Genomic DNA, 26668 nt, shown 5'->3' with positions numbered 1-26668 from the left:
CGTCAGGACTCGAGCTCCTCGAACAGTGTGAGCTGGAGGTCCGCGGGCGCTTCGAGGCGCGCGTTCAGGGAGTTCCACGGCGTCACGGTCGGCGGAGCGACGAGCTCGGCGCCACCGGCGACGAGCCGGTCGGTGGCCGCGGCGGCGTCGGCGACCTCGAAGGCTACGCGCAGTCGTGGGCTGACCGGTCGTCCCACCTCGACCCGGTCGATCATCTCGACCTGCGCCCGGTTCGACAGCTCCAGGGTCGCGCGGCCGACGTCGAGGATCGTGACCTTCTCGCCCTGATCACCGTGGATCTGCAGCTCCTCGCGCGCGCCGAGCACGTCACGGTAGAAGCGCAGCGCCTCGTCGTAGTCGTCGACCTGGACGACCAGCCGCATCTGCAGCACCTGGCGGGGGTTGTCGGCGGGGTCGGCCATGAGGAGGACCTTTCTGCTGGGCTGCGGTCTCCCCGAGGCTAGGCCAGCGGATCGGGCAGCGCGGCGGCGTACCGCTGCGCCAGGTCGCGGACGTGCTCGACGAGCTCCGGCGGCTCGCTGACGTGGAACGGGAGGCCGAGCATGGAGATCCAGACCGCGACGACCTCGAGGCTGTCGCCGCCCGTGACGAGGACGCTGCCGCCGTCAGGGAGCGGCTCGACGGTGCCGACGGCGGGGTTGATCCGGTCGACCACCTCCCCGGCGGGCGCGTCGACGCGGATGCGGGCGTGCACCGCCCAGCCGGTGCGGGCCACCTCGCGCACCACGAACTCGGTGAGGTCGCCCGGGAAGTCGACGGGCGTGAACCGCCGGCCCCCGGGCGTCTTCACGCGCAGCCAGTCGACCCGGTACGGCGCCCACGTGTCCCCACGGGGCTCGCGCGCGACGAGGTACCAGCGGCGCTGCCACGCGACCAGGTGGTACGGCTCGATCTCCAGCGGCGCGTCCTGGTAGTCGCAGCGGAGGCCGTCGTGGTCGCGGATCGCCAGGGAGATCGCCTCGAGGACGCCAGGGTCGATCGCAGGGTCCTCGACGTTGCTGTCGGTGTTGACCGGCCCCGACGTCGTCGCCCGCACGAGGGCACGCAGCTTGCGGCGCAACCGGTCGGGCAGCACCTGCTCCAGCTTGGCCAGCGCCCGGGCACTGGTCTCCTCGACGCCCGCGATGCCGGTCGCCGCGCGCAGGCCGACCGCCACCGCGACCGCCTCCTCGTCGTCGAGCAGCAGCGGCGGCAGCTTCGCCCCGACGCCGAGCCGGTAGCGACCGCCCGGGCCGCGGACGGCGTCGACGGGGTAGCCGAGCTCGCGCAGCCGGGACATGTCGTTGCGGATGGTGCGGTCCGAGACGCCGAGCCGCTCGGCCAGGTTGGAGCCGGACCAGTCCGAGCGCGTCTGCAGCAGGGAGAGGAGGGAGAGGGTGCGGGCCGAGGTCTCGCGCAAACTCGTCCTCCTCACTCGAAAAATCCGGAACTTATTCTTCCGGAATAGTACCTAACGTCGTGGTCACGAGGTCGAACCCGGCCGACACCTTCCGAGGACAGAGGAGAACCCCATGACCACCACCGACGCCACCATCAGCCCGTTCACCGTCGAGGTCCCGCAGGCCGAGCTGGACGACCTCCGCAGCCGGCTCGAACGCACCCGCTTCGCCCCGGCCGCGCCCGGCGACTCCTGGGACTACGGCACCCCCGAGGCGTACCTGCGCGACATGGTCGAGCGCTGGAAGGGCCTCGACTGGCGCGACGTCGAGGAGCGGATCAACGCCCACCCCAACTACCTCACCGAGATCGACGGCCAGACGATCCACTTCGTGCACGTGCCGTCGGCCGAGCCGGGGGCGCGGGCACTCCTGCTCGCCCACACCTACCCGGGCTCGTTCCTGGAGTTCCTGCCGATGATCGGCCCGCTCACCGACCCGGTGGCCCACGGCGGCCGCGCGGAGGACGCCTTCCACGTGGTGATCCCCTCGATGCCCGGCTTCGGCTTCTCGACCCCGGTGGTCGACGGCGGCTGGACGATGGAGCGGGTTGCGCGGGCGTACGACGCCCTGATGCGCCGGCTCGGCTACGCGTCGTACGGCGTGCACGGCTCGGACGGCGGCGCGATGATCGGCCGCGAGCTGGCGATCCTCGACCCGGAGGGCTTCCTGGGCGCGCACGTGCTGCAGCTGTTCTCCTTCCCCTCCGGCGACCCGGCGGAGTTCGAGGGCTTCGGTCCGAAGGAGTACGCCGCGCTGGAGCACATGCAGTGGTTCCAGAAGGTGGGCGGCTACAACGCGATGAACGGCTCGCGGCCGCAGACCGTCGCGGCCGGTCTCTCCGACAGCCCGGTCGGCCAGCTCGCCTACTCCGAGCTGTTCGAGAGCTTCGGCAACGGCACCTCCCTGGTGGCGCCCGAGCAGGTGCTGGAGCAGGTCTCCCTGTACTGGCTGACGAACACGGCCGCGAGCTCGGTCCGGTTCCACTACGAGGAGGCCCGGGCCCAGCGGGAGCCCGTCGTGAGCACGGGGCGCCTCGGGGTCGCGGTGTTCCGCGACGACTTCCAGACGATCCGGTCGCTGGCCGAGCGCGACAACGCGAACATCCAGCACTGGTCGGAGCACGAGCGGGGTGGGCACTTCGCCGCCCTGGAGAACCCCGAGGCGATCGTGGACGACCTGCGGGTGTTCTTCGCCTGACACCTCTGTGCACGCACTGGTCTCGTCCGGGTGCCCGAGCCGCAGCGGTTTGCGGGTCGGGCACCCGGATCAGGGAGTAGCGTCGGGATGTGGCGGGAAGGCGGGTCCCGGGATCCATACCGGCGGAGCTGAGCTCATTTGTCGGAAGGCGAGATGAGCTGTCGGACGTGCGCCGTCTCGTCGCCGAGTCGCGTCTGGTGACCCTCACCGGCACGGCCGGCGTCGGCAAGAGCCGGCTGGCCCGCCGCGTGGCCGGGCTGCACGGCCGCACGTTCCGCGACGGCGTCGCCCTCGTCGACCTCGACGAGGTGGCCGACCTCGGATACGTGGCCGAGGCCGTCGCCGGCAGCCTGGACGTCCCGGAGCACGCCGGGCGCGACGCCGAGGCCGCCCTCCGCGACTTCGTCGCCGGGCGCGAGATGCTCCTGGTGGTGGACAACTGCGGCCACCTCGCCGAGTCGGTCACCGACCTGCTGGAAGGCCTCCTGCGCGGAGCACCCGGACTGCACGTGCTGGCGACGAGCCGCGAGGTGCTGGGCGTACCCGGGGAGATCACGTACCGCGTCGAGCCGCTGCCGCTGCCGGCGGACGACGACCCGCCCGGAGCCGTCGAGGTGAGCCCCGCGATCGCGCTCTTCGTCGAGCGCGCCGCCGCCGCCGTTCCGGGGTTCGCCGTCGGAACCTCGGACCTCCCGACCGTGGTGGAGATCTGCCGTCGTCTCGACGGCATCCCGCTCGCGCTGGAGCTCGCTGCCGCACAGCTGCGGGTGATGTCGCCGTCCGAGCTCGCCGCCCGTCTCGACGACCGGTTCCGGATCCTCACCTCGCGCCGCGGGACGGCGGTCGCGCGTCACCGCACCCTGCGCGCGGCGGTCGAGTGGAGCTACGAGCTGTGCGACAAGCTCGAGCGCCAGCTGTGGCAACGGCTCTCCGTCTTCGCCGGCGACTTCGACCTCAACGACGCCGAGGAGGTCTGCGCCGACGACGTGTTCACCCGGCTCGACGTCGTCGAGGCGATGCGTGGTCTCGTGGACAAGTCGATCCTGTCGGTGCAGGCGCAGGGCGGGAGCACGCGATTCCGGCTGCTCGAAACCCTGCGGGGCTACGGACTCGACCGGTTGCGCGAGTGCGACAGCCTGGGCAACGGCCCCGACGAGGACCAGCTCAGGACGCGCCACCTGGCCTGGTACGCCGACCTGGCCTGCCAGTTCGAGACCGAGTGGTTCGGTCCCCACCAGGCCGAGTGGCTGACCCGGATGAAGGCAGAGCTGCCCGACGTCCGGGCTGCGCTCGCGTTCGCCCACGAGCATCCTGAGCACATCAGGACCGGCCTGCGCATGGCCGGCGCACTCTGCTGGTTCTGGGGCACGACGGCGGCTCTGCGCGAGGGGCGCTCGTGGCTGGTGCGCGTGCTTGCCGTCGGACGCGAACCCACCCGTGAGCGTGCGCGGGCCTTGTCCGCGCTCGCCATCGTGATGGCGACGATCGGCGCGCCCGCGGGCGGCGACGAGGTCGCCCGCGAGGCGCTCGAGATCACCCGCTCCGAGGACCCCGAACGGCTTCCCCGCGCGTTGGACAACGTCGGGATGATGCTGTTCCCGTACGGCGACCCGGAGGCCCTGCCGGCCATGGAGGAGGCCGTCACCCGGTGTCGCGAGCGCGGACTGGGCGGCGAGGAGCTCGCGTACGCGACGTACGTGCTGGGTTACGGGCGTGGGATGAGCGGCGACGCGAAGGCCGCGGACGCGCTCTTCGCCGAGTCGATCGAGCTGTGCCGCGCGGCCGGAGACCACTGGTGGCAGGGCGTCGTGAGGATCATGGCCGCCCTCGTGTCCTGGGCGAACGGCGACACGGCTGGTGCCGCTGCGAACGCCGTGGAGGGCCTGCGCGTGTGCCGGCTCGTGCCCGACCTGCACGCGTGCGCCGTGGGACTGAACATCGCGGGCCTGCTGCTGGTGGGGCGTGACGACCGCCAGGCGGCCGGGCTGCTCGGCACCGCGGACCAGTACTGGGCCGACGCCGGCGGGTCGATGCTCCAGACCCCGGTCTGGGTCGACCTGGTCGAGGACGCGAAGACCCGGTGCAGGCAGACCCTCGGTGACACCGAGTTCGAGGCGCTCTATCGCGCCGGGCAGGAGCAGCCACCGGAGGAGGCTGCGGCACAGGTGCTCGGCGAACCCCCCGATGCGGCTGCTGCGGCCGCACCGGCCACCCGCGACCAGTTCGGCCTCACCCGACGGGAGCGCGACGTCGCCGCACTCGTCGCCGAAGGGCTGAGCAACCGCGACATCGCGGCCCGGCTGGTGATCTCGCAGCGGACCGCCGAGACGCACGTGCAGAACATGCTGGCCAAGACCGGGTTCAGCACCCGCAGCCAGCTCGCGGTGTGGTTCAACGCCCACGGCGGCACCTGACGACCGGGACCGCCGGTGGTGTCGGTCGCCCGAGCGGCTGGGTCGGGGTGGCGGAACGTCCCGCAGCGCTACGTGGTCGAGAACGCCTCGCGGAACCGCGAGAGCGCGGTCTCGTCGTCGCCCGAGGCCCATGCCTCGAGGCCGACGACACCGTCGTACCCGGCTTCTGCCAGCGCTCGCGCGACGGCCGGGTAGCTGACCTCGCCGGTGCCCGGCTCGCACCGGCCGGGGACGTCGGCCACCTGGATCTCGCCGACCCACGGCAGGCTCTCGTGCACCAGGTCGATGAGGTTCCCCTCGCCGATCTGGGCGTGGTAGAGGTCGAGGTTCATCCGCAGGTGCGGGCTGTCGACGGCGGCGACCAGGGTGCGAGTGTCGGCGGCCCTGGCGAACGGTGTGCCCGGGTGGTCGACGGCGGTGTTCAGGTTCTCCAGGCAGAACACCACGCCTTCGCGCTGGCCGAGCGCGGCGATCCGCGACAGCGTCTTCTCCGCGATGAGCCACATCGCGCCGGTGACCGTCTCGACCGGCACGACCGGCAGGCCGCGGTCGTCGAGGCCGGTGCCGTGCAGGTTGAGGTTGGGCCGGCCGAGCTTCGCGGCCGCTGCGACCGACTCTTCGGCGGTGCGCAGGAGCGCGTCGGCTCCGTCCGGGTCGGCCAGGCTCCCGTGGACGTATCCGGTCATCGAGGTGAACGTTGCTCCGGTCGCCGCGAGCGCGTCGAGGTCCTTGCGCGTCCAGTCCCAGATCTCGACGGCGAAACCGAGGTCATGGATCAGGCGAGCACGCTCCTCGACCGGCTTCTCCAGGAAGACCATCTCGGCGCAGACCGCGAGCGTGAACGGGGTGCTCATCGGACGGCTCCGGTGGCGACGTCGACGGGCACGCCGGACTCGACCGACGCGATGGCCGCCAGAGCGACCGCGAGTGCGCGGCGGGCGTCCGCTCCGGTCACTGCGGGCGTCCGGCCTGCCCGCACCGCCTCGGCGAACTCGGCGAGCTCCGCGGCGTAGGCGTCGGCGAACAGCTCGACGTCGCCGCGCACCGTCTCGATCGCGCGACCCGACGCCGTGGACAGCACGAGCGCAGAGCGGGGGCCGCCACCCATCGAGACCATCCCCCGTGAGCCGAAGACCTCACCGCGCACGTCGTACCCGTACGTCGCCGAGAAGCTGGCCTCCGCGACAGCACGTGCGCCGTTGTCGAAGGTGATCACGACGACCGCGGTGTCGAGGAGGCCGGCGTCCTTGAAGGCGGGCGCCACCAGGGCGTCCGCGGTCGCGTAGACGCTGACCGGCTCCGCGCCCGGGTTGAGCCAGAGCAGGGTGTCGAAGTCGTGGATCAGCGTCTGGGTGAAGATCGTCCACGGCGGCACCCCCGCGGGATCGGCGAGCCCCGGGTCACGGGTGACCGAACGCATCAGGTGCGGAGTGCCGATCGCGCCGTCGTCGATCAGCCGGCGCGCGGCGGCGAAGTCCGCGGAGAACCTCCGGTTGAAGCCGACCTGAAGCGGTACGCCGGCCCTCGATGCTGCTTCGACCCCGCGGTCGATCTCCTCGAGCGTCATGCCCATCGGCTTCTCGCAGAACACCGCCTTCCCGGCGGCCGCCGCGGCCGTGACGAGCTCGGCGTGAGCCACCGACGAAGCCGTGATCACGACGGCCTCGATGTCGGGGTCGCCGAAGACCTCCGACGGTTCGGTCGCAGCACGCGCGCCGACCTTCGCGGCGAGTGCGGCCGCTGCCTCGGGCCGGGGGTCTGCGACGGCCACCAGCCGGGCGCCCGGCACTCGCTCCGCGAGCAAGGTCGCGTGCGACGTGCCGATCCTGCCGGCACCGATCAGGCCGATCTGCACCGGGTCGAGTCGCGGGGCGTGGGTGTGGGACATGCGCCGGTCTCCTTCAAGGGCTAGAGCGCTCTAGTCTCGATCACGCGGCGTCGCCGGTCAAGGGTTTCGGCTAGAGCGATCTAGGATCAGCGACAGGAACGGGTCTCGAGGAGGCGTGATGGCAGGAGAGAGCCGCAGCTCGGCGGTCACCATGGCCGACGTCGCCGAGCGCGCCGGCGTCTCGCGAGCCCTCGTCTCGATCGTGTTCCGAGGGGTGGTCGGTGCGAGCGCGGAGAACCGCGAGCGGGTGATGCGGGCCGCCGCCGAGCTCGGTTACAGCCCCGACCGGCGTGCGCGGCTGCTGGGGAGCAGTCGGAGTCGCACCCTCGGCGTCGTCTTCGGGCTGCACCACGAGTTCCACACCGAGCTCGTCGAGCGGTTCTACCAGGGCGTGGAGCGCACCGAGTTCGACCTGGCGCTCGGGGCAACGGCGCCGACTCGAACCGAGCGGACCGCGGTGCAGTCGCTGCTGGAGTTCCGGTGCGAAGCACTCCTGCTGGTCGGCCCGACGATGCAGCGCAAGGACCTCGACGCACTCGCGTCCCAGGTGCCGGTCGTCGTGCTGGCGCGGGACCTCCGGGCGCCGTCCTGCGATGTGGTGCGCACCGACGACGAGCACGGTGCCCGGATCGCGGTGGAGCACCTGGTCGGGCTGGGCCACCGCGCCGTCGTGCACGTGGACGGTCGGCGCGCTCCGGGCGCCGCAGAGCGCCGTCGCGGCTATCGGAAGGCCATGGAGTCGGCCGGCCTCTCCGCCCAGGTGCGTGTGATTCCTGGAGGGCTCACGGAGGAGGACGGCGAGCGCGCAGCGGCCGACGTGCTCTCGGGCCGGTCGCGGCCGACCGGCGTGGTCGCGTTCAACGACCACTGCGCGGCGGGCCTGCTCTCCGCGGCTCGGCAGGACGGTGTCGCCGTGCCCCGCTCCCTCTCCCTCGTCGGGTACGACGACAGCCGTATCGCCGGGCTCTCGTCCATCTCCCTGACCACGATCGCGCAGGACTCACGGCGGCTCGCCGGTGCTGCGCTCGACCTGGCGGTCCGGCGCGCCGGCGGCTGGGACGAACCTCCGGTCGACACGGTCGTGCCGCCGCGCCTGGTGGTGCGGGGAACCAGCGCGACGCCCGAGCGACGCCGCTGATCCCGGGCTGCTTCCCGATAGCCTGTCCGCATGTCCGACGTCCCGATCCGACGCGTCCGCCCTTCGCGGTGGGAGCCGCTCACGGTGGGCATCGACATCGGCGGCACGAAGGTGATGGCAGGCGTCGTCGACGGCTCGGGCACCGTGCTGGCGGTCGAGCAGCGGCCGACGCTCGGGCACGACGTGCAGGCGGTCGAGGACACGATCGTCGACGTGGTGCGCGGCTTCGCGACCCGGTACGACGTGGCGGCGGTCGGCATCGGCGCGGCCGGCTTCGTCGACGCGACGCGGTCCGTCGTGATGTTCTCGCCGCACCTCGAGTGGCGCCGTGAACCGCTCCGGGCGCGCGTGGCCGACCGGCTGCGCGTGCCGGTCGTGGTGGACAACGACGCGAACGCCGCCGCGCTCGCCGAGTCCCGCTTCGGCGCGGGTCGCGGCCACCGGTTCGTGCTCTGCGTGACGCTCGGCACGGGCATCGGGGGTGCCCTCGTGCTGGACCAGCGGGTGTACCGCGGCGCCAACGGGATGGCGGGGGAGTTCGGCCACATGCAGGTGGTGCCCCAGGGCCATCGGTGCGAGTGCGGCAACCGTGGCTGCTGGGAGCAGTACGCCTCGGGCAACGCGCTGGTCCGCGACGCCCGCGAGATGGTCCGGGCGAACTCCCCGATGGCCCACCACCTGCGCGCGCTCGTCGACGGCGATGCCGACGCCCTGCAGGGTCCGCAGATCACCGAGGCCGCGCGTGAGGGCGACCCACTCTCGATCGAGCTGATCGGCGACGTCGGCACCTGGCTCGGCGTCGGGCTGGCCGGTCTGACCGCGGCGTTCGACCCGCACTGCATCATCATCGGTGGTGGGCTCAGCGCTGCCGGCGACCTGCTCGTCGTCCCGACCCGGCAGGCCTTCGCACGATCGCTCACCGGCCGCGGTCACCGCGCCGAGCCGCTGATCACGGCCGCAGAGCTGGGCCCCCAGGCCGGGTTCGTCGGTGCTGCCGACATGGCGCGCTCGGCAGCGCGCCGCTCCCGCAAGGTGCGCGTACGCCGCACCCGTGAGCGCACCCGGACGCCGCGCCGGCTGCTCCGGGCCGAGCGCTCCTGGAACTCACCGGGCGCGAGCTGACCGGTCGGCCCGTTACCGGTCGACCAGCGTCGTCTCGTAGGCGTAGAGGTCCGGGCGGTACAGGTGGGTGCCGTACTCCACGGCCCGACCGCTGTCGTCGAACGACGTGCGCTCCATCGTCAGCACCGGGTCGCCCTTGCGTCCACCGAGCAGCCGCGCCTCAGCGGTCTCGGCGCGTCGTGCGCTGATCGTCTGGTGCGCCACGCGCAGGTGGATCCCGCCGGCGCGGAAGTGCTCGTAGAGGCCGGTCGTCGTGAAGTCGACGTGGCTGAGGTCGCTGATCGCCGCAGGCACGAAGTTGCGCATCAGGGCAAGCGGCTCGCCGTCCACGGTCCGCAGCCGGTCGAGCTTCCACACCGAGCTGCCCTCGGCGACCTTGAGCCGAGACGCGGCGACCTCGTCGGCCTCGACGAGCTGCTGGTCGAGGACCTGGGTCTCCGCCTGGCGGCCACCCCGCTTGAGGTCGTCGTACAGGCTGGTCAGCTCGACCGTTCGCTTGATCGGCGGGTGCACCACCTGGGTGCCCACCCCCCGCTTGCGGACCAGCATCCCCTTGTCGACGAGGAGCTGGATCGCCTGGCGCATCGTGGGGCGGGAGAGCCCGAGATCCCCGGCGAGCGCCACCTCGTTGGCGATCCGGTCGCCGGGGGCGAGCTTGCCCTCGAAGATAGCCCGCTCGAGCTGCTCGGCAACCTGGAAGTACAGCGGCACCGGGCTCGAGCGGTTCACGACGACGTCCGGTAGCGGCATCTCCCAGCCCCCTCTCGCGCCGACGGTCGTGGCACCGTGCTCGGATCGTAGCGCAGGACCTGCAAACGTCCATATGTCCTAACAAACTCTTGACCTGCGTCCGGAAGTGTGACGACAATCTCACCCATGACGCAGGTGCACGGGTCCCAGGCCCCCGGCAACCAGAACCAGTCCCTTCGATCGCGAGTCGCCGGAGCGCCCATCTCCTGGGGCGTGTGCGAGGTGCCGAACTGGGGACACCAGCTCGAGGCCGATCGCGTGCTCGCCGAGATGCGCACCCTCGGGCTCGCCGCGACGGAGTTCGGCCCCGTGGGCTTCCTGGAGGAGGAGCCGGCCGCCAAGGCCGAGCAGCTGGCGTCGTACGGGATGAAGGCCGTGGGTGGGTTCCTGCCGGTTCTCCTGCACGACGCGGCCCACGACCCACTGCCGGAGGTCGACGCCTTCATCGACGGCTGCCTTGCCTCGGGAGCCGGCGTCGTCGTGCTCGCCGCGTTCACCGGCGTGGACGGCTACGACGCGCGTCCGGTGCTCGACGACGAGGGCTGGGCGACGATGCTGGCCAACCTGGACCGGATCACCGACCGGGCCGAGGCCCGGGGCGTGATCGCCTGCGTGCACCCGCACGTCGGCACGATGGTCGAGACGGGCGAGGAGACCGAGCGCGTGCTCGCCGGATCCCGGGTGGGGCTCTGCGTCGACACCGGCCACCTCATGGTCGGGGGCGCCGACCCGGTCGCGCTCACCGCTCGTCACCCCGACCGCGTCGTGCACGTCCATCTCAAGGACGTCGACGGCAGCCTGGCGGCGAAGGTGATCGACGGCTCGCTGAGCTTCGGCGAGGCCGTGCGCGCAGGCATGTTCCGGCCGCTCGGCGACGGCGACGTGGACATCGCGGCGATGGTGCGCACGCTCGAGGGCGCCGGCTACCAGGGCTGGTACGTCCTGGAGCAGGACGTCATGCTCGACGCCCCACCGGTCGACGAGGGTCCCGTCGCCGACGTGCGCAAGAGCCTCGACTACCTGGTGCAGGTCGCTCCATGACCGTGGCGGCGGAGCAGCCCGCACGCTTCGAGGTGCTGACCATGGGGCGCGTCGGCGTCGACGTCTACCCGGAGCAGATCGGCGTGCCTCTCGAGGAGGTCGCCACGTTTCGCAAGTTCCTCGGCGGCAGCCCGACGAACGTCGCCGTCGCCGCGGCGCGTCACGGCAGGAGGACGGCCGTGATCACCCGCACCGGCGCCGACCCCTTCGGCCGGTTCGTGCACCAGGCGCTGCGCGGGTTCGGCGTCGACGACCGCTACGTCACCGAGGTGCCGAACCTCCCCACGCCGGTCACGTTCTGCGAGATCTTCCCGCCCGACGACTTCCCGCTGTACTTCTACCGGTTGCCCACGGCACCGGACCTGCAGATCGAGGTCGACGAGCTCGACCTCGACGCGATCGCGGCCGCCGACGTGTTCTGGGTCACCGGCACGGGCCTGTGCGAGGAGCCGTCGCGGTCGGCGACCATGGCCGCCCTGAAGGCACGCGACGGCCACGGTACGACGATCCTCGACCTCGACTACCGGCCGATGTTCTGGTCGTCGCGGGCCGAGGCGCACGAGCACATCCGCGCTGCCGTCGAGCTGGTCGACGTCGCGGTCGGCAACCTCGACGAGTGCGAGACCGCGATCGGGGAGCGCGAGCCCGAGAGCGCAGCGGCCGCCCTGCTGGAGGCGGGTGTCGAGCTCGCCGTGGTGAAGCAGGGTCCGGCCGGTGTCCTGGGCGCCCGGCGCGACGGGTCCGTGGTCGTGCCGCCGGTGGCGGTCGAGGTCGTGAACGGGCTGGGCGCGGGCGACGCGTTCGGCGGCGCGCTGTGCCACGGGCTCCTGGCCGGCTGGGACGACGAGCGGGTGCTCCGGTTCGCGAACGCAGCCGGGGCGGTGGTGGCCGGCCGGCTCGCCTGCTCCGACGCGATGCCGAGCAGCGAAGAGCTCGAGGAACTCCTGGGGGAGATGCCGTGAACGTGCCGATCCGGGACCTGGCCGGCGTACGGGCGAGCGAGCCCGGCAGGATCGCCGCTCTCGCCGCTACGCGTCGCGCCCCAGGAGGGCTCGTCGGGAGCACCGGACGCCTCGTGCTCGTGGCCGCGGACCACCCGGCCCGCGGCGCGCTTCGCGCGGGCGCCGACGCCCTCGCGATGGCAGACAGGTGCGAGCTGCTGGAGCGGCTCGCGACCGCGCTCGCACGGCCCGGTGTCGACGGCGTGCTCGGCACTGCCGACATCATCGAGGACCTGCTGCTCATGGGTGCTCTGGACGACAAGGTCGTGATCGGATCGATGAACCGCGGCGGCCTGGCCGGCACCGCCTTCGAGATCGACGACCGCTTCACCGCGTACGACGCCGCCGCGATCAGCCGGATGGGGTTGCAGGGCGGCAAGATGCTGCTGCGCATCGACCCCGCGGATCCGGCCACGGCCCGCACCTTGGAGTCCTGCGCACAGGCCGTGGGCGAGCTCGCCGAGCGCCAGCTGATGGCCATGGTCGAGCCGTTCATCTCACACCAGGTCGGCGGCCGCGTGCGCAACGACCTGTCCGTCGACGCCGTCATCAGGTCGGCGACGGTCGCCGCCGGACTCGGCTGGAGCAGCGCGCACACGTGGCTCAAGCTGCCCGTGGTCGATGACATGGACGCCGTCCTCGCCGCCACGACGCTGCCGGTGCTGCTGCTCGGCGGGGAGGTCTCGGAGGACCAGAGCACGCAGTTCGCGTCGTGGCAGAAGGTGCTCTCGAACCCTCAGGTCCGCGGCATGGTCGTGGGCCGGTCGATGCTCTATCCACCTGACGGGGACGTGTCCGCCGCCGTCGACGCCGTCGTCGGGATGATGTGAGATGGCGACCGAGACGACGCGGCGGACGACCCGCTTCGTGGTGCCCGCGGACAGCGAGGCTCCCTACGGCCTCGACCTCCTGATCACGCCCGAGTCCGCAGGATGGGACCACGGCGGGCTGGCCGTGCTGACGCTCGCGCCGGGCGAGCAGCGCACCTGGTCGACCGGCGCGGCCGAGACCCTCGTGCTCCCGCTGTCCGGCTCGGCGACCGTCACCTGCGACGGGGAGACGATCGAGCTGACCGGTCGGCCCGACGTGTTCGCCGGACCGACGGACTTCGGCTACGTCCCGCGCGACGCGGAGATCCGGATCGCCAGCGAGGCCGGTGGCCGGTTCGCGCTGCCGTCCGCACGCTGCGAACGCCGGCTGGACTTCCGGTACCAGCCGGTCGACCGGGTGCCGGTCGAGCTGCGCGGCGCGGGGCAGGCCAGCCGCCAGGTGAACAACTTCTGCACGCCGGAGGCGTTCGAGGCCGACGCGCTGATCGCGTGCGAGGTCCTCACGCCGGGCGGCAACTGGTCGTCGTACCCGCCGCACAAGCACGACCGGACCACGGAGACCGAGAGCGAGCTCGAGGAGATCTACTACTTCGAGGTCGCCGACGGACCCGCCGGCCCGGGGATGGCCTACCAGCGCGTCTACGGAAGTCCCGGAAACGACATCGACGTGCTCGCCGAGGTGCGCACCGGCGACGCGGTGCTGATCCCGCACGGCTGGCACGGACCGTCGATGGCGGCTCCCGGGTACGACCTCTACTACCTCAACGTGATGGCCGGTCCCGGCGACGAGCGCGCCTGGCGGATCTGCGACGACCCCGCGCACGGCTGGGTCCGGGACACCTGGGCAACGCAAGGGGTCGACCCGCGGCTGCCGTTCGGGCGCGACGCGAAGGGGGAGGGATGACGATCCGGCTGACCGTCGGCCAGGCCGTGGTCCGGTTCCTGGCCCACCAGTGGAGCGAGCGCGACGGCACGGAGCAGCGGCTCGTGCCCGGCTGCTTCGGCATCTTCGGGCACGGCAACGTGGCCGGTCTCGGACAGGCGCTGCTGCAGGACGCGACGCACGGCGCGGCGGAGCTGCCGTACTACCTCGCGCGCAACGAGCAGGCGATGGTGCACGCGGCGGCGGCCTTCGCCAAGACGCGCAACCGGCTCCAGACCCTGGCCTGCACGGCCTCGATCGGGCCGGGGTCGACGAACATGGTGACCGGCGCGGCGCTCGCGACCACCAACCGGCTGCCCGTCCTGCTGCTGCCCAGCGACTTCTTCGCCACGCGGGTCGCGAACCCGGTGCTCCAGGAGCTCGAGGACCCGCGCTCGCACGACGTCTCCGTCAACGACGCCCTGAAGCCCGTGTCGCGGTACTGGGACCGGGTGAACCGTCCCGAGCAGCTGCCGTCGGCCCTCCTCGCCGCGATGCGGGTGCTCACCGATCCGGCCGAGACCGGCGCCGTGACCGTGTGCCTGCCTCAGGACGTGCAGGCCGAGGCGTTCGACTGGCCCGAGGAGCTGTTCGTCAAGCGGGTGTGGCACGTGCGGCGGCCGGTACCCGAACCGGCGGCGCTGGCCCGCGCCGTGTCGGCGATCCGCACCGCGCGGCGGCCCCTCGTCGTCGCCGGCGGCGGCGTCGTGTACGCCGACGCCGCGGACGCGCTCGTCCGGTTCGCCGAGGCGACCGGCATCCCCGTGGCCGACACGCACGCCGGCAAGGGGGCGATCCCGTGGGACCACCCGCAGGCCGTGGGCGGCGTCGGCTCGACCGGCACGCCGGTGGCCAACCGGCTGGCCCGCGACGCCGACGTCGTGATCGGGGTCGGCACGCGGTACAGCGACTTCACCACGGCGTCGCGGACGCAGTTCGGCAACCCGGACGTGCGGTTCGTGAACCTCAACGTCACCGGGTTCGACTCGGCCAAGCACGCGGCGATCGCCGTCGTCACCGACGCGCGCGCCGGTCTCGAGGCCCTCACCGAGGCCTTGGCGGGGTGGCAGGTGGACCAGCCGTACGTCGCGGCGTACCAGGAGCACACGGCCGCGTGGAACGCCGAGGTCGACCGGGCGTTCCACCTGGGCCACGAACCGCTTCCCGCGCAGACCGAGGTCCTCGGCGCGCTGCACGACGTGCTCGACCCGAGCGACGTGATCGTCCAGGCGGCGGGCAGCCTGCCCGGCGACCTGCAGCTGCTCTGGCGCGCCGCGGACCCCAAGGCCTACAACGTCGAGTACGCCTACTCCTGCATGGGCTACGAGATCGCCGGTGGTCTCGGCACGAAGATGGCCGATCCTTGTCGCGAGGTGTTCGTGCTGGTGGGCGACGGGTCGTACCTCATGATGGCGCAGGAGCTCGCGACCGCGGTCGCCGAGGGCGTGAAGCTCAACATCGTGCTGGTGCAGAACCACGGCTTCGCGTCGATCGGCTCGTTGTCCGACTCCGTCGGGTCGCAGCGGTTCGGCACCAGCTACCGGCAGCGCGACCCGGAGACCGGCCGCCTGGACGGCCCGTTCGTGCCGGTCGACCTGGCGGCGAACGCCGCGAGCCTCGGCGCGGACGTGATCCGCGCCTCGACGATCGAGGAGCTCCGGGCCGCCCTGGCGAAGTCCCGCGCCTCCGAGCGCACCACGGTCGTCGAGATCCAGACCGATCCGCTCGCGCCGGTCCCCTCCTCGGAGTCGTGGTGGGACGTCCCGGTGGCGGAGGTCTCGGAGCTGGAGACCACGCGCACGGCGCGGGCGACGTACGACGAGGGCAAGGCGCACCAGCGCGGGTACCTGAGGCCCGCGGACGCGGCACCGGACACGAGCGAAGAGCAACGAGAAGAGGACCGACGATGAGGCAGATCGACCACTGGATCGCGGGCAAGACGACCGCCGGCTCGTCGCAGCGACGCGCCCCGGTGTGGAACCCGGCCACGGGCGAGCAGCAGGCGGAGGTCGCGCTGGCGAGCCGGGACGACGTGGACGCGGCCGTCGCCGCAGCGCGGGACGCGTTCGTCGAGTGGTCGCAGGCGTCGCTGAGCACTCGCACGCGCGTGCTGTTCGCGTTCCGCGAGCTCGTGAACGCGAACGTGGGACGGATTGCCGAGGCGATCACCGACGAGCACGGCAAGGTGCTGTCGGACGCGCGCGGCGAGGTCCAGCGTGGCCTCGAGGTGGTCGAGTTCGCCTGCGGCATTCCGCAGCTGCTCAAGGGCGACTTCTCGGCACAGGTCTCGACCGGGGTCGACCTGTTCTCCTTCCGCGAGCCGCTCGGGGTCTGCGTGGGCATCACGCCGTTCAACTTCCCGGCCATGGTGCCGATGTGGATGTTCCCCGTCGCGATCGCGTGCGGGAACACGTTCGTGCTCAAGCCCAGCGAGCGGGACCCGTCGGCGTCCCTGATCCTGGCCGAGCTCTGGGCCGAGGCCGGGCTGCCCGAGGGCGTCTTCAACGTCCTGCACGGCGACAAGGAGGCCGTCGACGGACTCCTCGACCACCCCGACGTCGCGGCGGTGTCGTTCGTCGGGTCGACCCCGATCGCGAAGTACATCCACGGTCGCGCCTCGCAGGAGGGCAAGCGGGTACAGGCCCTCGGTGGTGCGAAGAACCATGCGATCGTGCTCCCGGACGCCGACCTCGACTACACGGCGGACCACCTCGTGGCGGCGGCCTTCGGATCCGCCGGTGAGCGCTGCATGGCGATCTCGGCCGCGGTCGTGCTGGGCGGCGCGGCCGACGAGCTCGTCGGCCGGGTCAGCGAGAAGGCGCGCGCGGTCAAGGTCGGCTCCGGCCGCGACGCAGGCAGCGAGATGGGTCCCGTCGTGACGGCGCAGGCACGCGACCGGATCCTCGGGCTGATCGACGCCGGCGAGCAGCAGGGCGCGCGGATCAGCGTCGACGGCCGCGGCCTCAGCGTGCCGGAGCACGAGGGTGGCTTCTTCGTGGGGCCGACGGTGATCGACGAGGTCACCCCGGAGATGGACGTCTACCGCGAGGAGATCTTCGGGCCCGTGCTCTCGATGGTCCGGATGGACGACGTCGACGCCGCGATCGACCTGATCAACGCCAACCCGTACGGCAACGGCACCGCGATCTTCACCGGGAGCGGTGAAGCGGCGCGGAGGTTCCAGCGCGGCGTACGGGTCGGCATGATCGGCGTCAACGTGCCCATCCCGGTGCCGATGGCGTACTACTCCTTCGGCGGCTGGAAGGACTCGCTCTTCGGTGAGCACCACATCCACGGTCCCGAAGGCGTGTCCTTCTACACCCGGGCGAAGGTCATCACGGCGCGCTGGCCGCACGTCGACCAGGCCGCTCACCAGGCAGCGCAATTCAGCTTCCCCACCGCCCGTTAGGGCACAGACGTCCGGTGCCCGAGCACCGGGGGACAGTCCGCGACACGCGGTCGAACTAGGAGGAAACACATGAAGGTCCGACGGGGATTGACCCTCGGAGTTGTCGCGCTGGCGTTCGCGCTCGCGGGCTGCAGCACCGGGAGCGGCAACAGCAGCGGCTCCAGCTCCGACACCAACACCAAGGCAGCGAGCGCAGGCTCGGCGAAGGGAAAGTTCCGGATCGACGTCATCACGCACGCGAACGCGGGTGACTCGTTCTGGGACGTCGTCAAGGCCGGGGCGGTCCAGGCCGGCAAGGACGAGGGCGTCGACCTGCACTACCAGAGCGACGGCGACGTGGGTAAGCAGGCGACGCTGATCGACAACGCCGTCGCGTCAGGTACCGACGGACTGGTCATCTCGATGGCGAACCCGGACGGTCTCGAGAAGAGCATCAAGGCCGCGGTCGCGGCAGGCATCCCGGTGATCACCATCAACTCCGGCATCGACAAGTGGAAGGAATTCGGCGCGATCACGCACGTGGGCCAGAGCGAGACGCTGGCCGGCGAGGGAGCCGGCGAGAAGCTCTCGAGCCTGGGTGTCAAGAACGTGCTGTGCGTGATCCAGGAGGCCGGCAACGTGGCCCTCGAGCAGCGCTGCGCCGGCGCCAAGTCGAAGTTCTCGGGCAAGATGACCAACCTGCAGGTCGACAACACCGACCTCGCGGGCTCCGAGGCCACCATCGAGTCCAAGATCCAGTCCGACTCGAGCATCGACGGCATCCTGACCCTGGGCGGCGACATGTCCGGTCAGGCAGTGAAGGCAGTCGCGGCCACCGGCGCGAAGATCCAGGTCGCCACGTTCGACGTCAACGCCGACGTGGTGAAGAACATCTCCGACGGCAAGCTCGCCTTCGCGATCGACCAGCAGCCCTACGTCCAGGGCTACCTCGGTGTCACGGGGATCTACCTCAAGCTCCTCAACGGCAACGACATCGGTGGCGGTCAGCCGGTGTACTCAGGTCCCGCGATCATCACCAAGGACAACGCGGCCGACGTGCTGAAGTTCGCGCAGAACGGCACTCGCTGAGCCGAGGGTGGGGTCCGGTCCTGGTTCCGGACCCCACCCTTCACCCGTACGACGAGCCCGAGGAGGGCACCGATGAGCACCACAGCAGCGCCACCGCAGGTGGCCGAGCCGGAAGAACCGCACGACGTCAGGGACGAGCGGCTGGGGAAGAACGCCCGGTTGGCCGCGGTGCTGCGTCGACCGGAGGTGGGCGCCATGGTCGCGGCGCTCATCGTCTTCCTGTACTTCGCGTTCTCGACCGAGGCGTTCGCCAGGCCCTCCGGTGCGAGCACCTGGATCTACACGTCGTCGTCGTTCGCGATCATGGCGGTCGCGGTCGCGCTCCTGATGATCGGCGGTGAGTTCGACCTCTCCGCCGGCGCGATGACCGGTTTCACCGGACTCATCACCGGCATCCTGATGACGCACTACCACTGGAACGTCTGGGTCTCGATCTTCGCGTCGCTGGTCGCGGCTCTGGCGGTGGGCTTCCTGAACGGCGTGCTCGTGATGAAGACCGGCTTGCCGAGCTTCATCGTCACGCTCGGCACGTTCTTCGTGCTCCGCGGAGTCGACCTCGCGGTGGTCAAGCAGATCATCCACCAGGTCTCGGTGGTGAACTTCCAGGACGTGCCGGGCTACGACGCCGGCGCCAAGGTCTTCGGCTCCTACGTCAAGCTCGACCTCGGCTGGCTGCCGTGGGTGAAGGTCCCGAGCACCGGCTTCCTCACCCTGTACGCCGCGACGTTCTGGGCGATCGTCGTGGTGCTGGTGGCGACCTGGATCCTGCAGCGCACGCACTCCGGCAACTGGATCTTCGCCGTCGGCGGCGCCCAGCAGAGCGCGCGCCAGGTCGGCGTCCCGGTCTTCCGGACCAAGGTCGGGCTGTTCATGACGACCGCGTTCGCCGGCTGGATCGTCGGCATGCTCAACCTCTTCAAGACCACCACGGCGCAGTCGACGACCGGTGTGGGTCAGGAGTTCGTCTACATCATCTGCGCCGTCGTCGGCGGGTGCCTGCTGACCGGTGGCTACGGGTCGGCGGTCGGGGCCGCCTTCGGTGCGCTGATCTACGGGATGGTCGGCCAGGGCATCGTCTACGCGGGATGGGACAGCGACTGGCTCTACGCGTTCCTCGGCGTGATGCTCCTCGGCGCGGTCCTCGTCAACAACTGGGTCAAGACACGAGCGGAGCAGATGAGATGAGCACGACCACGGAGAACCGGTCCGGTGCACCGACCCTGCCGTCGCCGGGCTCCTCGATCATCGAGGTCGAGGACATCGGCAAGACCTTCGGGTCCGTCCTGGCCCTGCAGGGCGTGACCACCACCGTGAACGCCGGCGAGGTCACCTGCGTCCTCGGCGACAACGGAGCCGGCAAGTCGACGTTCATCAAGATCCTCGCCGGTGCGCACGCGCACAGCCAGGGCAGGTTCGTGGTCGACGGCCAGGAGCGGCACTTCGCCTCGCCGCGCGACGCGTTGGCCCTCGGGATCGCCACCGTCTACCAGGATCTCGCGGTCGTGCCGCTGATGCCGGTCTGGCGGAACTTCTTCCTCGGGGCCGAGCTGACCAAGGGGTTCGGCCCGCTCCGCCGGCTGGACGCCGCGAAGATGAAGCGGATCACCAAGACCGAGCTCGCGGCGATGGGCATCGACCTGCGCGACGTGGAGCAGCCGATCGGCACGCTCTCGGGCGGTGAGCGCCAGTGCGTCGCGATCGCGCGCGCCGTGTACTTCGGCGCGAGGGTGCTGATCCTCGACGAGCCGACGGCGGCTCTCGGCGTGCGCCAGTCCGGCGTCGTGCTCAAGTACGTCGCCGCGGCGCGCGACCGGGGCCTGGGCGTCATCTTCATCACCCACAACCCGCACCACGCCTACCCGGTGGGTGACCGCTTCATGCTGCTGCGACGCGGCCGGAGCATGGGCAACTTCCCGAAGGCAGAGCTGGCGCTCGACGAGCTGGTCCAGATGATGGCCGGCGGCAGCGAGCTGGAGGCGCTCAGCCACGAGCTCAGCCGGGAGCTTCCGGACTCGGAGGTCGCCCGGGCGCTCGAGGACGAGGTGGCCGAGACCATGGGCGTCGCTGACCCGAACGACCCGGTCGACCGGGGGGTTTCGTGACGCGTGACGTCGGGGTCGCGGTGATCGGGTTCGGCTGGATGGGCCAGGTGCACACCCGGGCCTGGGCCCGCTTGCTGCACCACTACCCGGACAGCCCGCTGCGGCCGCGGTTCGTGGCGGTCGCCGACCCCGAGCCCGAGCGTCGCGACGAGGCGGTGGCGGCGTACGGCTTCGGTGGGGCGTACGCGGACTGGCGCGAGCTGCTGGAGCGCGACGACGTGGACGTGGTCAGCGTGTGCGGGCCGAACTTCGTGCACCGCGAGATCGGCACGGCCGTGGCGGAGTCCGGTCGACACCTCTGGATCGAGAAGCCGGCGGGCCGCAGCGCGCAGGACACGGCGGCGATCGCCGCCGCGGTCCGCAAGGCGGGCGTGAGTTCCGCGGTGGGGTTCAACTACCGCAACGCGCCGGCGGTCGAGGTCGCCCGTGAGCTCGTCGCGACGGGTCGACTCGGCCGGATCGAGAGCGTCGAGGTCCGCATGCTCGCCGACTACTCGGCGCATCCCGACGGCGCGCTGTCGTGGCGCTTCGACCCGACGTACGCCGGCACCGGCGTGCTCGGCGACCTGGCCAGCCACGGCTTCGACCTGGCCCGCTACGTCGGCGGGGACACCGTCGGGGCGGTCGCCGAGCTGGTCGCTGACCGGGCGACCTTCGTCACGGAGCGACCCGGCGCCACCGGCGCGGTCTCCCACTTCGCGCGCGGCGGCGACGGCCCGAGGGCGGCGGTCGGCAACGAGGACCAGGCCTCGGCGCTGCTGCGGTTCGAGTCGGGCGCCCGCGGATACCTGACCGCGTCACGGGTGGCCGTGGGCGAGCAGTGCAGCTACGGCATCGAGGTGCGCGGCACCGAAGGCGCTCTGGCGTGGGACTTCCGCCGGATGGGCGAGCTGCGCACCTGCCTGGACCAGGACTACCAGGACGCCGCGTGGCAGACCCGGCTGGTGGCTCCTCGTGACGGCGAGCTCGGCCGCTTCCAGCCGGGCTCCGGCATGGCGATGGGCTTCGACGACCTCAAGGTCGTCGAAGCACGTCGGCTCGCCGAGAGCATCAGCACCGGCGTCCAGCACGGCGCCGGCATCGACGACGCGGTCGTGGCCGCGGAGCTGGTCGACGCCGTCGTGCGGTCGGTCGACGAGAAGAGATGGGTGAGCCCGTGAGCACCGACGTGCGGATCGGAGTGGTCGGAGCCGGCGCGATGGGGGCCGCCCACGTCGAGACGCTCCACCGGTGGGTGCCCGGTGCCCAGGTGGTCGCCGTGTACGACCTGGACCTGGACCGCGCCGAGGCCGTCGCCGGGTCGGTGGGCGCGTTCGCGGCGTCCTCGGCCGAGTCGCTGATCCAGGACGACGCGATCGAGGCGGTGCTGGTCGCTGCCCCCGACCCTCTGCACGAGGAGCTGGCGCTGGCGTGTCTCGCCGCCGGCAAGCCGACGCTGCTCGAGAAACCGCTCTCGACGTCGGTCGAGGGCGCGCGCCGTGTCGTCGACGCCGAGGTCGCGGTCGGCCGGCGACTGCTCCAGCTGGGCTTCATGCGGCGCTTCGACCCGGCGTACGTCGCGCTGCGGTCGGCGGTGCTCGCCGGCGAGGTCGGGCGGCCTCGGGCGGTGCACTGCGTGCACCGCAACGTGCAGGCCCACCCGAGCGCCACGTCCGACGGCGTGCTGGTGAACTCCGCGATCCACGAGTTCGACTGCGTTCCCTGGCTGGTCGGCGACCGCGTCGACGCGGTCACGGTGTTCGCGCCGAGGGTCGACGGCGACGCTCTCCAGGACGTGCAGGTGATCGTGCTCGAGATGGCCGGCGGGTCGGTGGTCACGGTGGAGGTCTCGGTCAACGCGCGTTACGGCTACGACATCCACACCGAGGTCGTGGGCACCGAGGGGACGGTCTCGTTGAGCCCGCCGTACGGCCTGAGCTCTCGGCGGGACGCCCTCGACGGCCGCCGGGTCGGCGCGGACTTCGTCGCCCGCTTCGCCGATGCCTACCGGATCGAGTTGGCGGCGTGGGTCGACGGGATCCGCAGCGGGTCGCCGGCGACACCGTCCGCATGGGACGGCTACCTCGCGACCGAGATCGCGTTCGCCGCGATCGAGTCGCTCCACACGCGGGCCCGCGTCGAGGTGCCCCGGTACGACGTGCCGGCGCTCTACGGCTGAGCCGGCCCGGGGAGCTTGTCGGGCAGTCGGGTGCCCAGCCGCGCGGTCAGCCCGGCCAGGGCCTCGTCGAGGGTGCCTGCCACGACGAGGTCCTCGAGCACGTCCGGGTGCACGAATCCCGCCTCGACCAGTCCGCGGAGCGCGGCCAGCAGCGGGTCCCAGAAGCCCGCGACGTTGAGGAAGCCGACCGGGTCGTCGAGGAAGGCGATCTGTCGCCAGCTCCAGACCTCGAAGATCTCCTCGAGCGTGCCGAGGCCGCCGGGCAGGCAGAGGAACGCGTCGGCGTACCGGGCCATGAGGGCCTTGCGCTCGTGCATGCTCTCGACGACGTGCACCTCGGTCAGGTCCGCACGCCCCCACTCGCGCTCGACCATGGCGCGCGGGATCACGCCGACGACCTCCCCTCCGGCGTCGAGCGCACCCTGGGCGAGGCGGCCCATCAGGCCCTTCCCGCCCGCGCCGTAGACCAGGCCGATGCCCCGCTCGGCCAGTCCACGGCCGACGTCGTGGGCCACCTCGAGGAGGGTCGGGTCGGTTCCGGGAGCGGAACCGCAGAAGACGGCGACGCGACGCAGCTCGGGCATGGCGCCGAGCCTAGGGCCGCCGGCGCGAAATCGAGGTGGCCCTCGGCGCCCTCGGCCCGCAGACTTCATCATCATGACCGTGGATCCCTGGGACGTGGCGCGGCTCGACCTCGGCGGCTACCTGGCCCGGCTCGAGGTCACGCCTGAGGCGGGCTCCGACGGGTCGGCGCCCACGCGCGAGCTCCTCGACGAGCTGCACGAGGCGCACGTCCGGACGTTCACCTTCGACAACGTCGATGTGCTGCTCGAGCAGCACCCCGGGGTCGGCCTGGAGGCGGTGCAGGCGAAGTTCGTCGGCCGGGGGAGGGGCGGCTACTGCTTCGAGCACTCGACGCTCTTCGCGGCCGCGCTGCAGCGACTGGGGTACGACGTCCGCCGCCGGCTCGGCCGGGTCGGCGACCCGGACGCCGGCACCCAGCAGGGCCGCACGCACATGGTCGTCGAGGTCGCCGTCGACGGGCAGCGGCTGCTGTGCGACCCCGGCTTCGGGATGAGCCGGCTGCGGCCGATCGTGCTCGCCGACGGGGCGGAGGACTCCTACGGCGGCTGGTCCTACCGGGTCCGTCGTACGCCGGGCGGCTGGGCGCTCGACCGGGAGAGCGACAGAGGCTGGGAGGTCACGCACACGACCGACGACCTCGACGTGCTCCCCGTCGACGTGGTGATGGGCCACCACTACACCAGCACGTTCCCCACCTCGCACTTCCGCAACGGCCTCATGGTCGCCCGCCACCTGCCGGGCCGGCACGTCGTGGTGACGCACGAGGCGCTCACGATCCGCCGGCCGGGAGAGCCGACCGAGCACCGCGAGCTGGGTGACGGGGAGCTGGACGAGTGGCTGGCGACCCTGGGAGTGCGGCTCACCGACGACGAGCGGCGACGCCTGGCCGCGAGGGTGGCGGCCCTCCGCTCCTGACCAGGGTCGCTCCTGACCAGGGGCCCGACGCCTGGCGCCGGCGTCGGGTCAGCCGACCGCGTCGAAGTCCGGCGTGCGCGACCAGCGTACCGACGCGCTGATCGCGGAGGTGAAGTGGAGCGCGCCGGCCAGGAGGTAGACCACCACGAGACGACCGTCCGCGACGGTGCGGCTCGCGACGACGGAGAGCAGCACCGCGCCCACGGCGACCAGGAGGCCGACGATCGCCCGGCGCTTGCCGCGGGCCAGCTCGGCCGGCGTGGAGTACGGGCCGAAGGCGTTCGGTGTGGTGCTGCTCATCGTGGATCCTGGGTGGTCGGCGACGCGGAACCCGAAGGTAACTGCGGGCGGGCGACGGTGCCGGCGGAATCCGCGATTCCGGGTCCAAGGACCTGTCACACCGTGACGACGTTCCTCAGGCCGGCGTCCTCGAGGGCCTCCCGCGCACGGGCCAGGAGCTCCGGCGTGGCCTCGGGCGTCCCGGAGAACTCGAGCCGTACGCCGTGCCGGCGAAACCCGATCACCACCACGCGGACCTCCGGGTCGAGCGCCGCGAGCCAGGCGGCGGTGCGCTCCAGTTGGTCCGCGGAGTCGTTGTGGCCGGGGACGAGCAGGAGCCGGACCTCGGCGAGCCGGTTCCGGTCGTGGAGGTACCGGATGGAGTCGAGGACGAGGCCGTTGCCGCGCCCGGTGAGCCGTCGGTGCACGTCGGGGTCGAGCGCCTTCAGGTCGACCATGAAGCCGTCGGTCACGGGCAGCAGGGCGTCCCAGACCCGGGGCAGCGCGTGGCCGTTCGTGTCGACGTACGTCGTCAGCCGACGGAGCCGCGGGTCGGCCCGCACCGCGCGGAAGAGGTCGCGCACGAAGCGCCACTGCGCGGTCGCCTCCCCGCCGGAGACGGTCACACCCTGCAGGTACGGCTCTGCGAGGCGGATCTCGGTGAGCAGCCCGGCGACGGTCTGGTGACGGGTGCCCGGAGGGTGCGGCGGGATCGTCTCCGGGTTGTGGCAGGCCAGGCAGTCGAACGGGCACCCCTGGGTGAAGACCACGAACCGGTTGCCCGGGCCGTCCACCCACGAGAACGGGACGACGTCAGCGAGCCGGACCGGCGTCGAGCTCATCGGCCACCACCCTCTTCGGAGCCCGTCGGTCGACGTGGGACTGCGCCACCGAGCCCGCGCCCAGGAAGGTGCTGTCGTGCCGGGCCCCGCGCTCGATCTTCGCCAGGTCGGACTTGCGCACGAGGTAGCCGGTGATCCGGATGAAGTCATTGCTGTCGAGGTTGAAGGTGAAGTCCCTCATGCCCGTGCGGAACGCCCCGCGGATCACGTCGACCACCGCCTCGGGGTTGCGTCTCGTGGTCTCGTCGAAGGCCAGGACGTCGCTGATCCCGGCGGGGAACAGCGCGTGGTTCGGCGTGACCGTCCGCAGGTGCTCGAGCAGGGCGGGCTCGTCGCCGACGGGCACACGGCAGCCCGCGGTGACGCCGAGGTCGGAGTCGATGCCGCTCTGGCTGTGCAGAAGGGCACGCCCGCCGCTGCCCTCGCAGTAGGGCATCGGGCGCGTGGCGACGAGCTCGGCGACCCGCTCGAGGATCTCGTGGGCAAGCTGGTCGGCAGCGGGGTCGTGGCCGTAGCTGCCCGGAGTGCCCTCGTGCTCGAGCACCCGGGCCACGGCCTCGGCGAGACCGAAGACACCGAACATCGCGGTGTAGCGGTCGAGGCTCAGGAGCCCGTCGCCGACCAGCCAGGAGTGCTCGAAGAACCGGGCCTCCTCCACGAGGTGCAGGATCCGCGCCTGCATCAGCTCCGCGGTGAGCTCGACGTAGTGCGGGAGCAGCTCGTCGAGGAAGGTGGCGCGCGATCCCTGGTGGCGCAGCGCGACCTCGGCGAGGTTCAGCCGGACCAGCGTGTGCGAGCCACCACCGGCGGGCAGCGAGTTGTAGCAGGACGCCACGCCGTACGCCGGCCCGAGCCCCGCGATCATCATCGGGTGGTTCACGAAGTGCGGCTGCCCGCACGCGAAGACCGTCTCCACGGCGTCCCGGACCAGGTCGTCCGGGGTCAGCTCCGGGTCCACCTTGAGGCTGAGGTTCGGCACCACCTGCAGCAGCTCGCGCTCCAGCCGCAGGGCCGTCCGGCCCACCCGGGTGTCGCGCGGGCCGAGGTTCGCGTGCGTGAAGGCGTCGGGCAGCATCCGGTCGAGCGAGATCCAGAACAGCCGCAGCCTGCGCTGCAGCTCGGCGTCGTCGACGTCGGCGGCGTACGGCTCCAGCAACGCGTCGAGGTCACCGAGCCAGACCGGGTAGCCGGTGATCGAGGGGACCTGCGTGTAGGCGATCAGCAGGTGGGCCAGGGCCTCGTCGAGGTCCCGAGCCGGGGCGAGCTCGAGGAACGACGACCCGCGCTCGAGGAGGACCGCGTAGTCGGGCAGCACGTAGCGGGGCCGGTACGGCGCGTTGCCCTCGTAGAGGTCGCAGACGACCCGCTTCTCCAGGGCCTCCGCGCACTCCGCGGACACCGGCGGAGGCTCCAGCGCGTTCTCCGCGATCGCAGCCAGCCGGTGCACGCGCTGCCGGTAGGTGAGTGCAGGATCGTCGATGACGGCGCGCGCCTGCCGGCGCAGCTCGAGCAGCTCCATGGCTCCAGCATCGGCGCGGCTCGGGGCG

The 26668-nt window shown here is 71.9% G+C and carries 25 protein-coding genes; 16 read left to right on the top strand and 9 right to left on the bottom strand.

The annotated features are described in order from the left end of the window. Window positions 1–2: 2 nt before the first annotated feature. Entirely contained in the window at window positions 3–422 is a 420-nt protein-coding gene (locus EFL26_RS02695) for a VOC family protein (RefSeq protein ID WP_123221355.1), read from the bottom strand. 38 nt (window positions 423–460) lie between these two features. Then, window positions 461–1420 (bottom strand): helix-turn-helix transcriptional regulator, encoded by a 960-nt coding sequence (locus EFL26_RS02690; protein WP_123221354.1) that lies wholly within the window; start codon window positions 1418–1420, stop codon window positions 461–463. A gap of 112 nt (window positions 1421–1532) precedes the next feature. On the opposite strand from EFL26_RS02690, the gene EFL26_RS02685 reads away from it, so the two are divergent. Then, window positions 1533–2657, top strand: coding sequence for an epoxide hydrolase family protein (locus EFL26_RS02685; RefSeq protein WP_123221353.1), 1125 nt, complete (start codon window positions 1533–1535; stop codon window positions 2655–2657). Window positions 2658–2824: 167 nt separating this feature from the next. Beyond that, window positions 2825–5071, top strand: coding sequence for an ATP-binding protein (locus EFL26_RS24615; RefSeq protein WP_123221352.1), 2247 nt, complete (start codon window positions 2825–2827; stop codon window positions 5069–5071). Between the two features lie 68 nt (window positions 5072–5139). On the opposite strand, the gene EFL26_RS02675 is transcribed toward EFL26_RS24615, so the two are convergent. Continuing rightward, window positions 5140–5925, bottom strand: a complete 786-nt coding sequence (locus EFL26_RS02675; RefSeq protein WP_123221351.1) for a TIM barrel protein — start codon at window positions 5923–5925, stop codon at window positions 5140–5142. Further along, window positions 5922–6959, bottom strand: a complete 1038-nt coding sequence (locus EFL26_RS02670; protein WP_123221350.1) for a Gfo/Idh/MocA family oxidoreductase — start codon at window positions 6957–6959, stop codon at window positions 5922–5924. Before EFL26_RS02670 ends, EFL26_RS02675 begins: the two co-directional genes overlap by 4 nt. A gap of 118 nt (window positions 6960–7077) precedes the next feature. Here EFL26_RS02670 and EFL26_RS02665 point away from each other — a divergent pair, with 118 nt between their 5' ends. Together EFL26_RS02665 and EFL26_RS02660 are read left to right on the top strand one after the other, a co-directional pair. Then, window positions 7078–8097: a LacI family DNA-binding transcriptional regulator gene (locus tag EFL26_RS02665; protein WP_123221349.1), complete on the top strand. Its 1020-nt coding sequence runs from the start codon at window positions 7078–7080 to the stop codon at window positions 8095–8097. Window positions 8098–8127: 30 nt separating this feature from the next. Beyond that, entirely contained in the window at window positions 8128–9219 is a 1092-nt protein-coding gene (locus EFL26_RS02660; RefSeq protein WP_123221348.1) for an ROK family glucokinase, read from the top strand. A gap of 12 nt (window positions 9220–9231) precedes the next feature. On the opposite strand, the gene EFL26_RS02655 is transcribed toward EFL26_RS02660, so the two are convergent. Next, the gene (locus EFL26_RS02655) at window positions 9232–9969 is read right to left on the bottom strand and encodes a GntR family transcriptional regulator (protein WP_123221347.1); all 738 of its coding nucleotides are present in this window, start codon (window positions 9967–9969) and stop codon (window positions 9232–9234) included. Between the two features lie 126 nt (window positions 9970–10095). On the opposite strand from EFL26_RS02655, the gene EFL26_RS02650 reads away from it, so the two are divergent. The 11 genes from EFL26_RS02650 (at window position 10096) to EFL26_RS02600 (ending at window position 22500) form a co-directional block, all read left to right on the top strand. Further along, window positions 10096–11010 carry a TIM barrel protein gene (locus EFL26_RS02650; protein WP_123221346.1) on the top strand — a complete coding sequence of 305 codons (915 nt, stop codon included), beginning with the start codon at window positions 10096–10098 and terminating at the stop codon, window positions 11008–11010. Between the two features lie 2 nt (window positions 11011–11012). Next, window positions 11013–11972, top strand: a complete 960-nt coding sequence (gene iolC / locus EFL26_RS02645; RefSeq protein WP_425464095.1) for a 5-dehydro-2-deoxygluconokinase — start codon at window positions 11013–11015, stop codon at window positions 11970–11972. Between the two features lie 2 nt (window positions 11973–11974). Continuing rightward, window positions 11975–12841, top strand: a complete 867-nt coding sequence (locus EFL26_RS02640; RefSeq protein ID WP_221176824.1) for a Cgl0159 family (beta/alpha)8-fold protein — start codon at window positions 11975–11977, stop codon at window positions 12839–12841. Window position 12842: 1 nt separating this feature from the next. Next, the gene (iolB, locus tag EFL26_RS02635; RefSeq protein ID WP_123221343.1) at window positions 12843–13745 is read left to right on the top strand and encodes a 5-deoxy-glucuronate isomerase; all 903 of its coding nucleotides are present in this window, start codon (window positions 12843–12845) and stop codon (window positions 13743–13745) included. After that, window positions 13742–15673 carry a 3D-(3,5/4)-trihydroxycyclohexane-1,2-dione acylhydrolase (decyclizing) gene (gene iolD, locus EFL26_RS02630; protein WP_123221342.1) on the top strand — a complete coding sequence of 644 codons (1932 nt, stop codon included), beginning with the start codon at window positions 13742–13744 and terminating at the stop codon, window positions 15671–15673. The genes iolB and iolD overlap by 4 nt, the downstream gene beginning before the upstream one ends. Next, window positions 15670–17172: a CoA-acylating methylmalonate-semialdehyde dehydrogenase gene (locus EFL26_RS02625; RefSeq protein WP_123221341.1), complete on the top strand. Its 1503-nt coding sequence runs from the start codon at window positions 15670–15672 to the stop codon at window positions 17170–17172. The genes iolD and EFL26_RS02625 overlap by 4 nt, the downstream gene beginning before the upstream one ends. A gap of 69 nt (window positions 17173–17241) precedes the next feature. Further along, window positions 17242–18240, top strand: a complete 999-nt coding sequence (locus EFL26_RS02620; RefSeq protein ID WP_123221340.1) for a substrate-binding domain-containing protein — start codon at window positions 17242–17244, stop codon at window positions 18238–18240. 72 nt (window positions 18241–18312) lie between these two features. After that, window positions 18313–19425 (top strand): ABC transporter permease, encoded by a 1113-nt coding sequence (locus EFL26_RS02615; protein ID WP_123221339.1) that lies wholly within the window; start codon window positions 18313–18315, stop codon window positions 19423–19425. Further along, window positions 19422–20342: an ATP-binding cassette domain-containing protein gene (locus EFL26_RS02610; RefSeq protein ID WP_123221338.1), complete on the top strand. Its 921-nt coding sequence runs from the start codon at window positions 19422–19424 to the stop codon at window positions 20340–20342. The genes EFL26_RS02615 and EFL26_RS02610 overlap by 4 nt, the downstream gene beginning before the upstream one ends. Next, on the top strand, window positions 20339–21502 hold the full coding sequence (locus EFL26_RS02605; RefSeq protein ID WP_123221337.1) for a Gfo/Idh/MocA family protein: 1164 nt from the start codon (window positions 20339–20341) through the stop codon (window positions 21500–21502). The genes EFL26_RS02610 and EFL26_RS02605 overlap by 4 nt, the downstream gene beginning before the upstream one ends. Next, window positions 21487–22500 (top strand): Gfo/Idh/MocA family protein, encoded by a 1014-nt coding sequence (locus tag EFL26_RS02600; protein WP_123221336.1) that lies wholly within the window; start codon window positions 21487–21489, stop codon window positions 22498–22500. The genes EFL26_RS02605 and EFL26_RS02600 overlap by 16 nt, the downstream gene beginning before the upstream one ends. Here EFL26_RS02600 and EFL26_RS02595 read toward each other — a convergent pair. Continuing rightward, entirely contained in the window at window positions 22491–23084 is a 594-nt protein-coding gene (locus tag EFL26_RS02595; protein ID WP_123221335.1) for an LOG family protein, read from the bottom strand. The genes EFL26_RS02600 and EFL26_RS02595 overlap by 10 nt on opposite strands. A 73-nt stretch (window positions 23085–23157) precedes the next feature. Between EFL26_RS02595 and EFL26_RS02590 the strand changes: the two genes are divergently transcribed. After that, window positions 23158–24000 (top strand): arylamine N-acetyltransferase family protein, encoded by an 843-nt coding sequence (locus tag EFL26_RS02590; RefSeq protein ID WP_123221334.1) that lies wholly within the window; start codon window positions 23158–23160, stop codon window positions 23998–24000. Window positions 24001–24048: 48 nt separating this feature from the next. On the opposite strand, the gene EFL26_RS02585 is transcribed toward EFL26_RS02590, so the two are convergent. The 3 genes from EFL26_RS02585 to EFL26_RS02575 all read right to left on the bottom strand — a co-directional run bounded on the left by EFL26_RS02585 (window position 24049) and on the right by EFL26_RS02575 (window position 26640). Then, a complete protein-coding gene (locus EFL26_RS02585; protein WP_123221333.1) occupies window positions 24049–24300 on the bottom strand; it encodes a hypothetical protein in 252 nt (83 codons plus the stop codon). Window positions 24301–24395: 95 nt separating this feature from the next. Next, a complete protein-coding gene (locus EFL26_RS02580) occupies window positions 24396–25121 on the bottom strand; it encodes a radical SAM protein (protein WP_123221332.1) in 726 nt (241 codons plus the stop codon). Continuing rightward, the gene (locus EFL26_RS02575; protein WP_123221331.1) at window positions 25093–26640 is read right to left on the bottom strand and encodes a YjjI family glycine radical enzyme; all 1548 of its coding nucleotides are present in this window, start codon (window positions 26638–26640) and stop codon (window positions 25093–25095) included. Before EFL26_RS02575 ends, EFL26_RS02580 begins: the two co-directional genes overlap by 29 nt. Between the last annotated feature and the right edge of the window lie 28 nt (window positions 26641–26668).

The organism is Nocardioides pocheonensis (assembly GCF_003725535.1).
GTDB lineage: Bacteria > Actinomycetota > Actinomycetes > Propionibacteriales > Nocardioidaceae > Marmoricola > Marmoricola pocheonensis.
The sequence above is the reverse complement of the archived record's forward strand: the minus strand, read 5'-3'. Positions and strand labels throughout refer to the sequence as shown.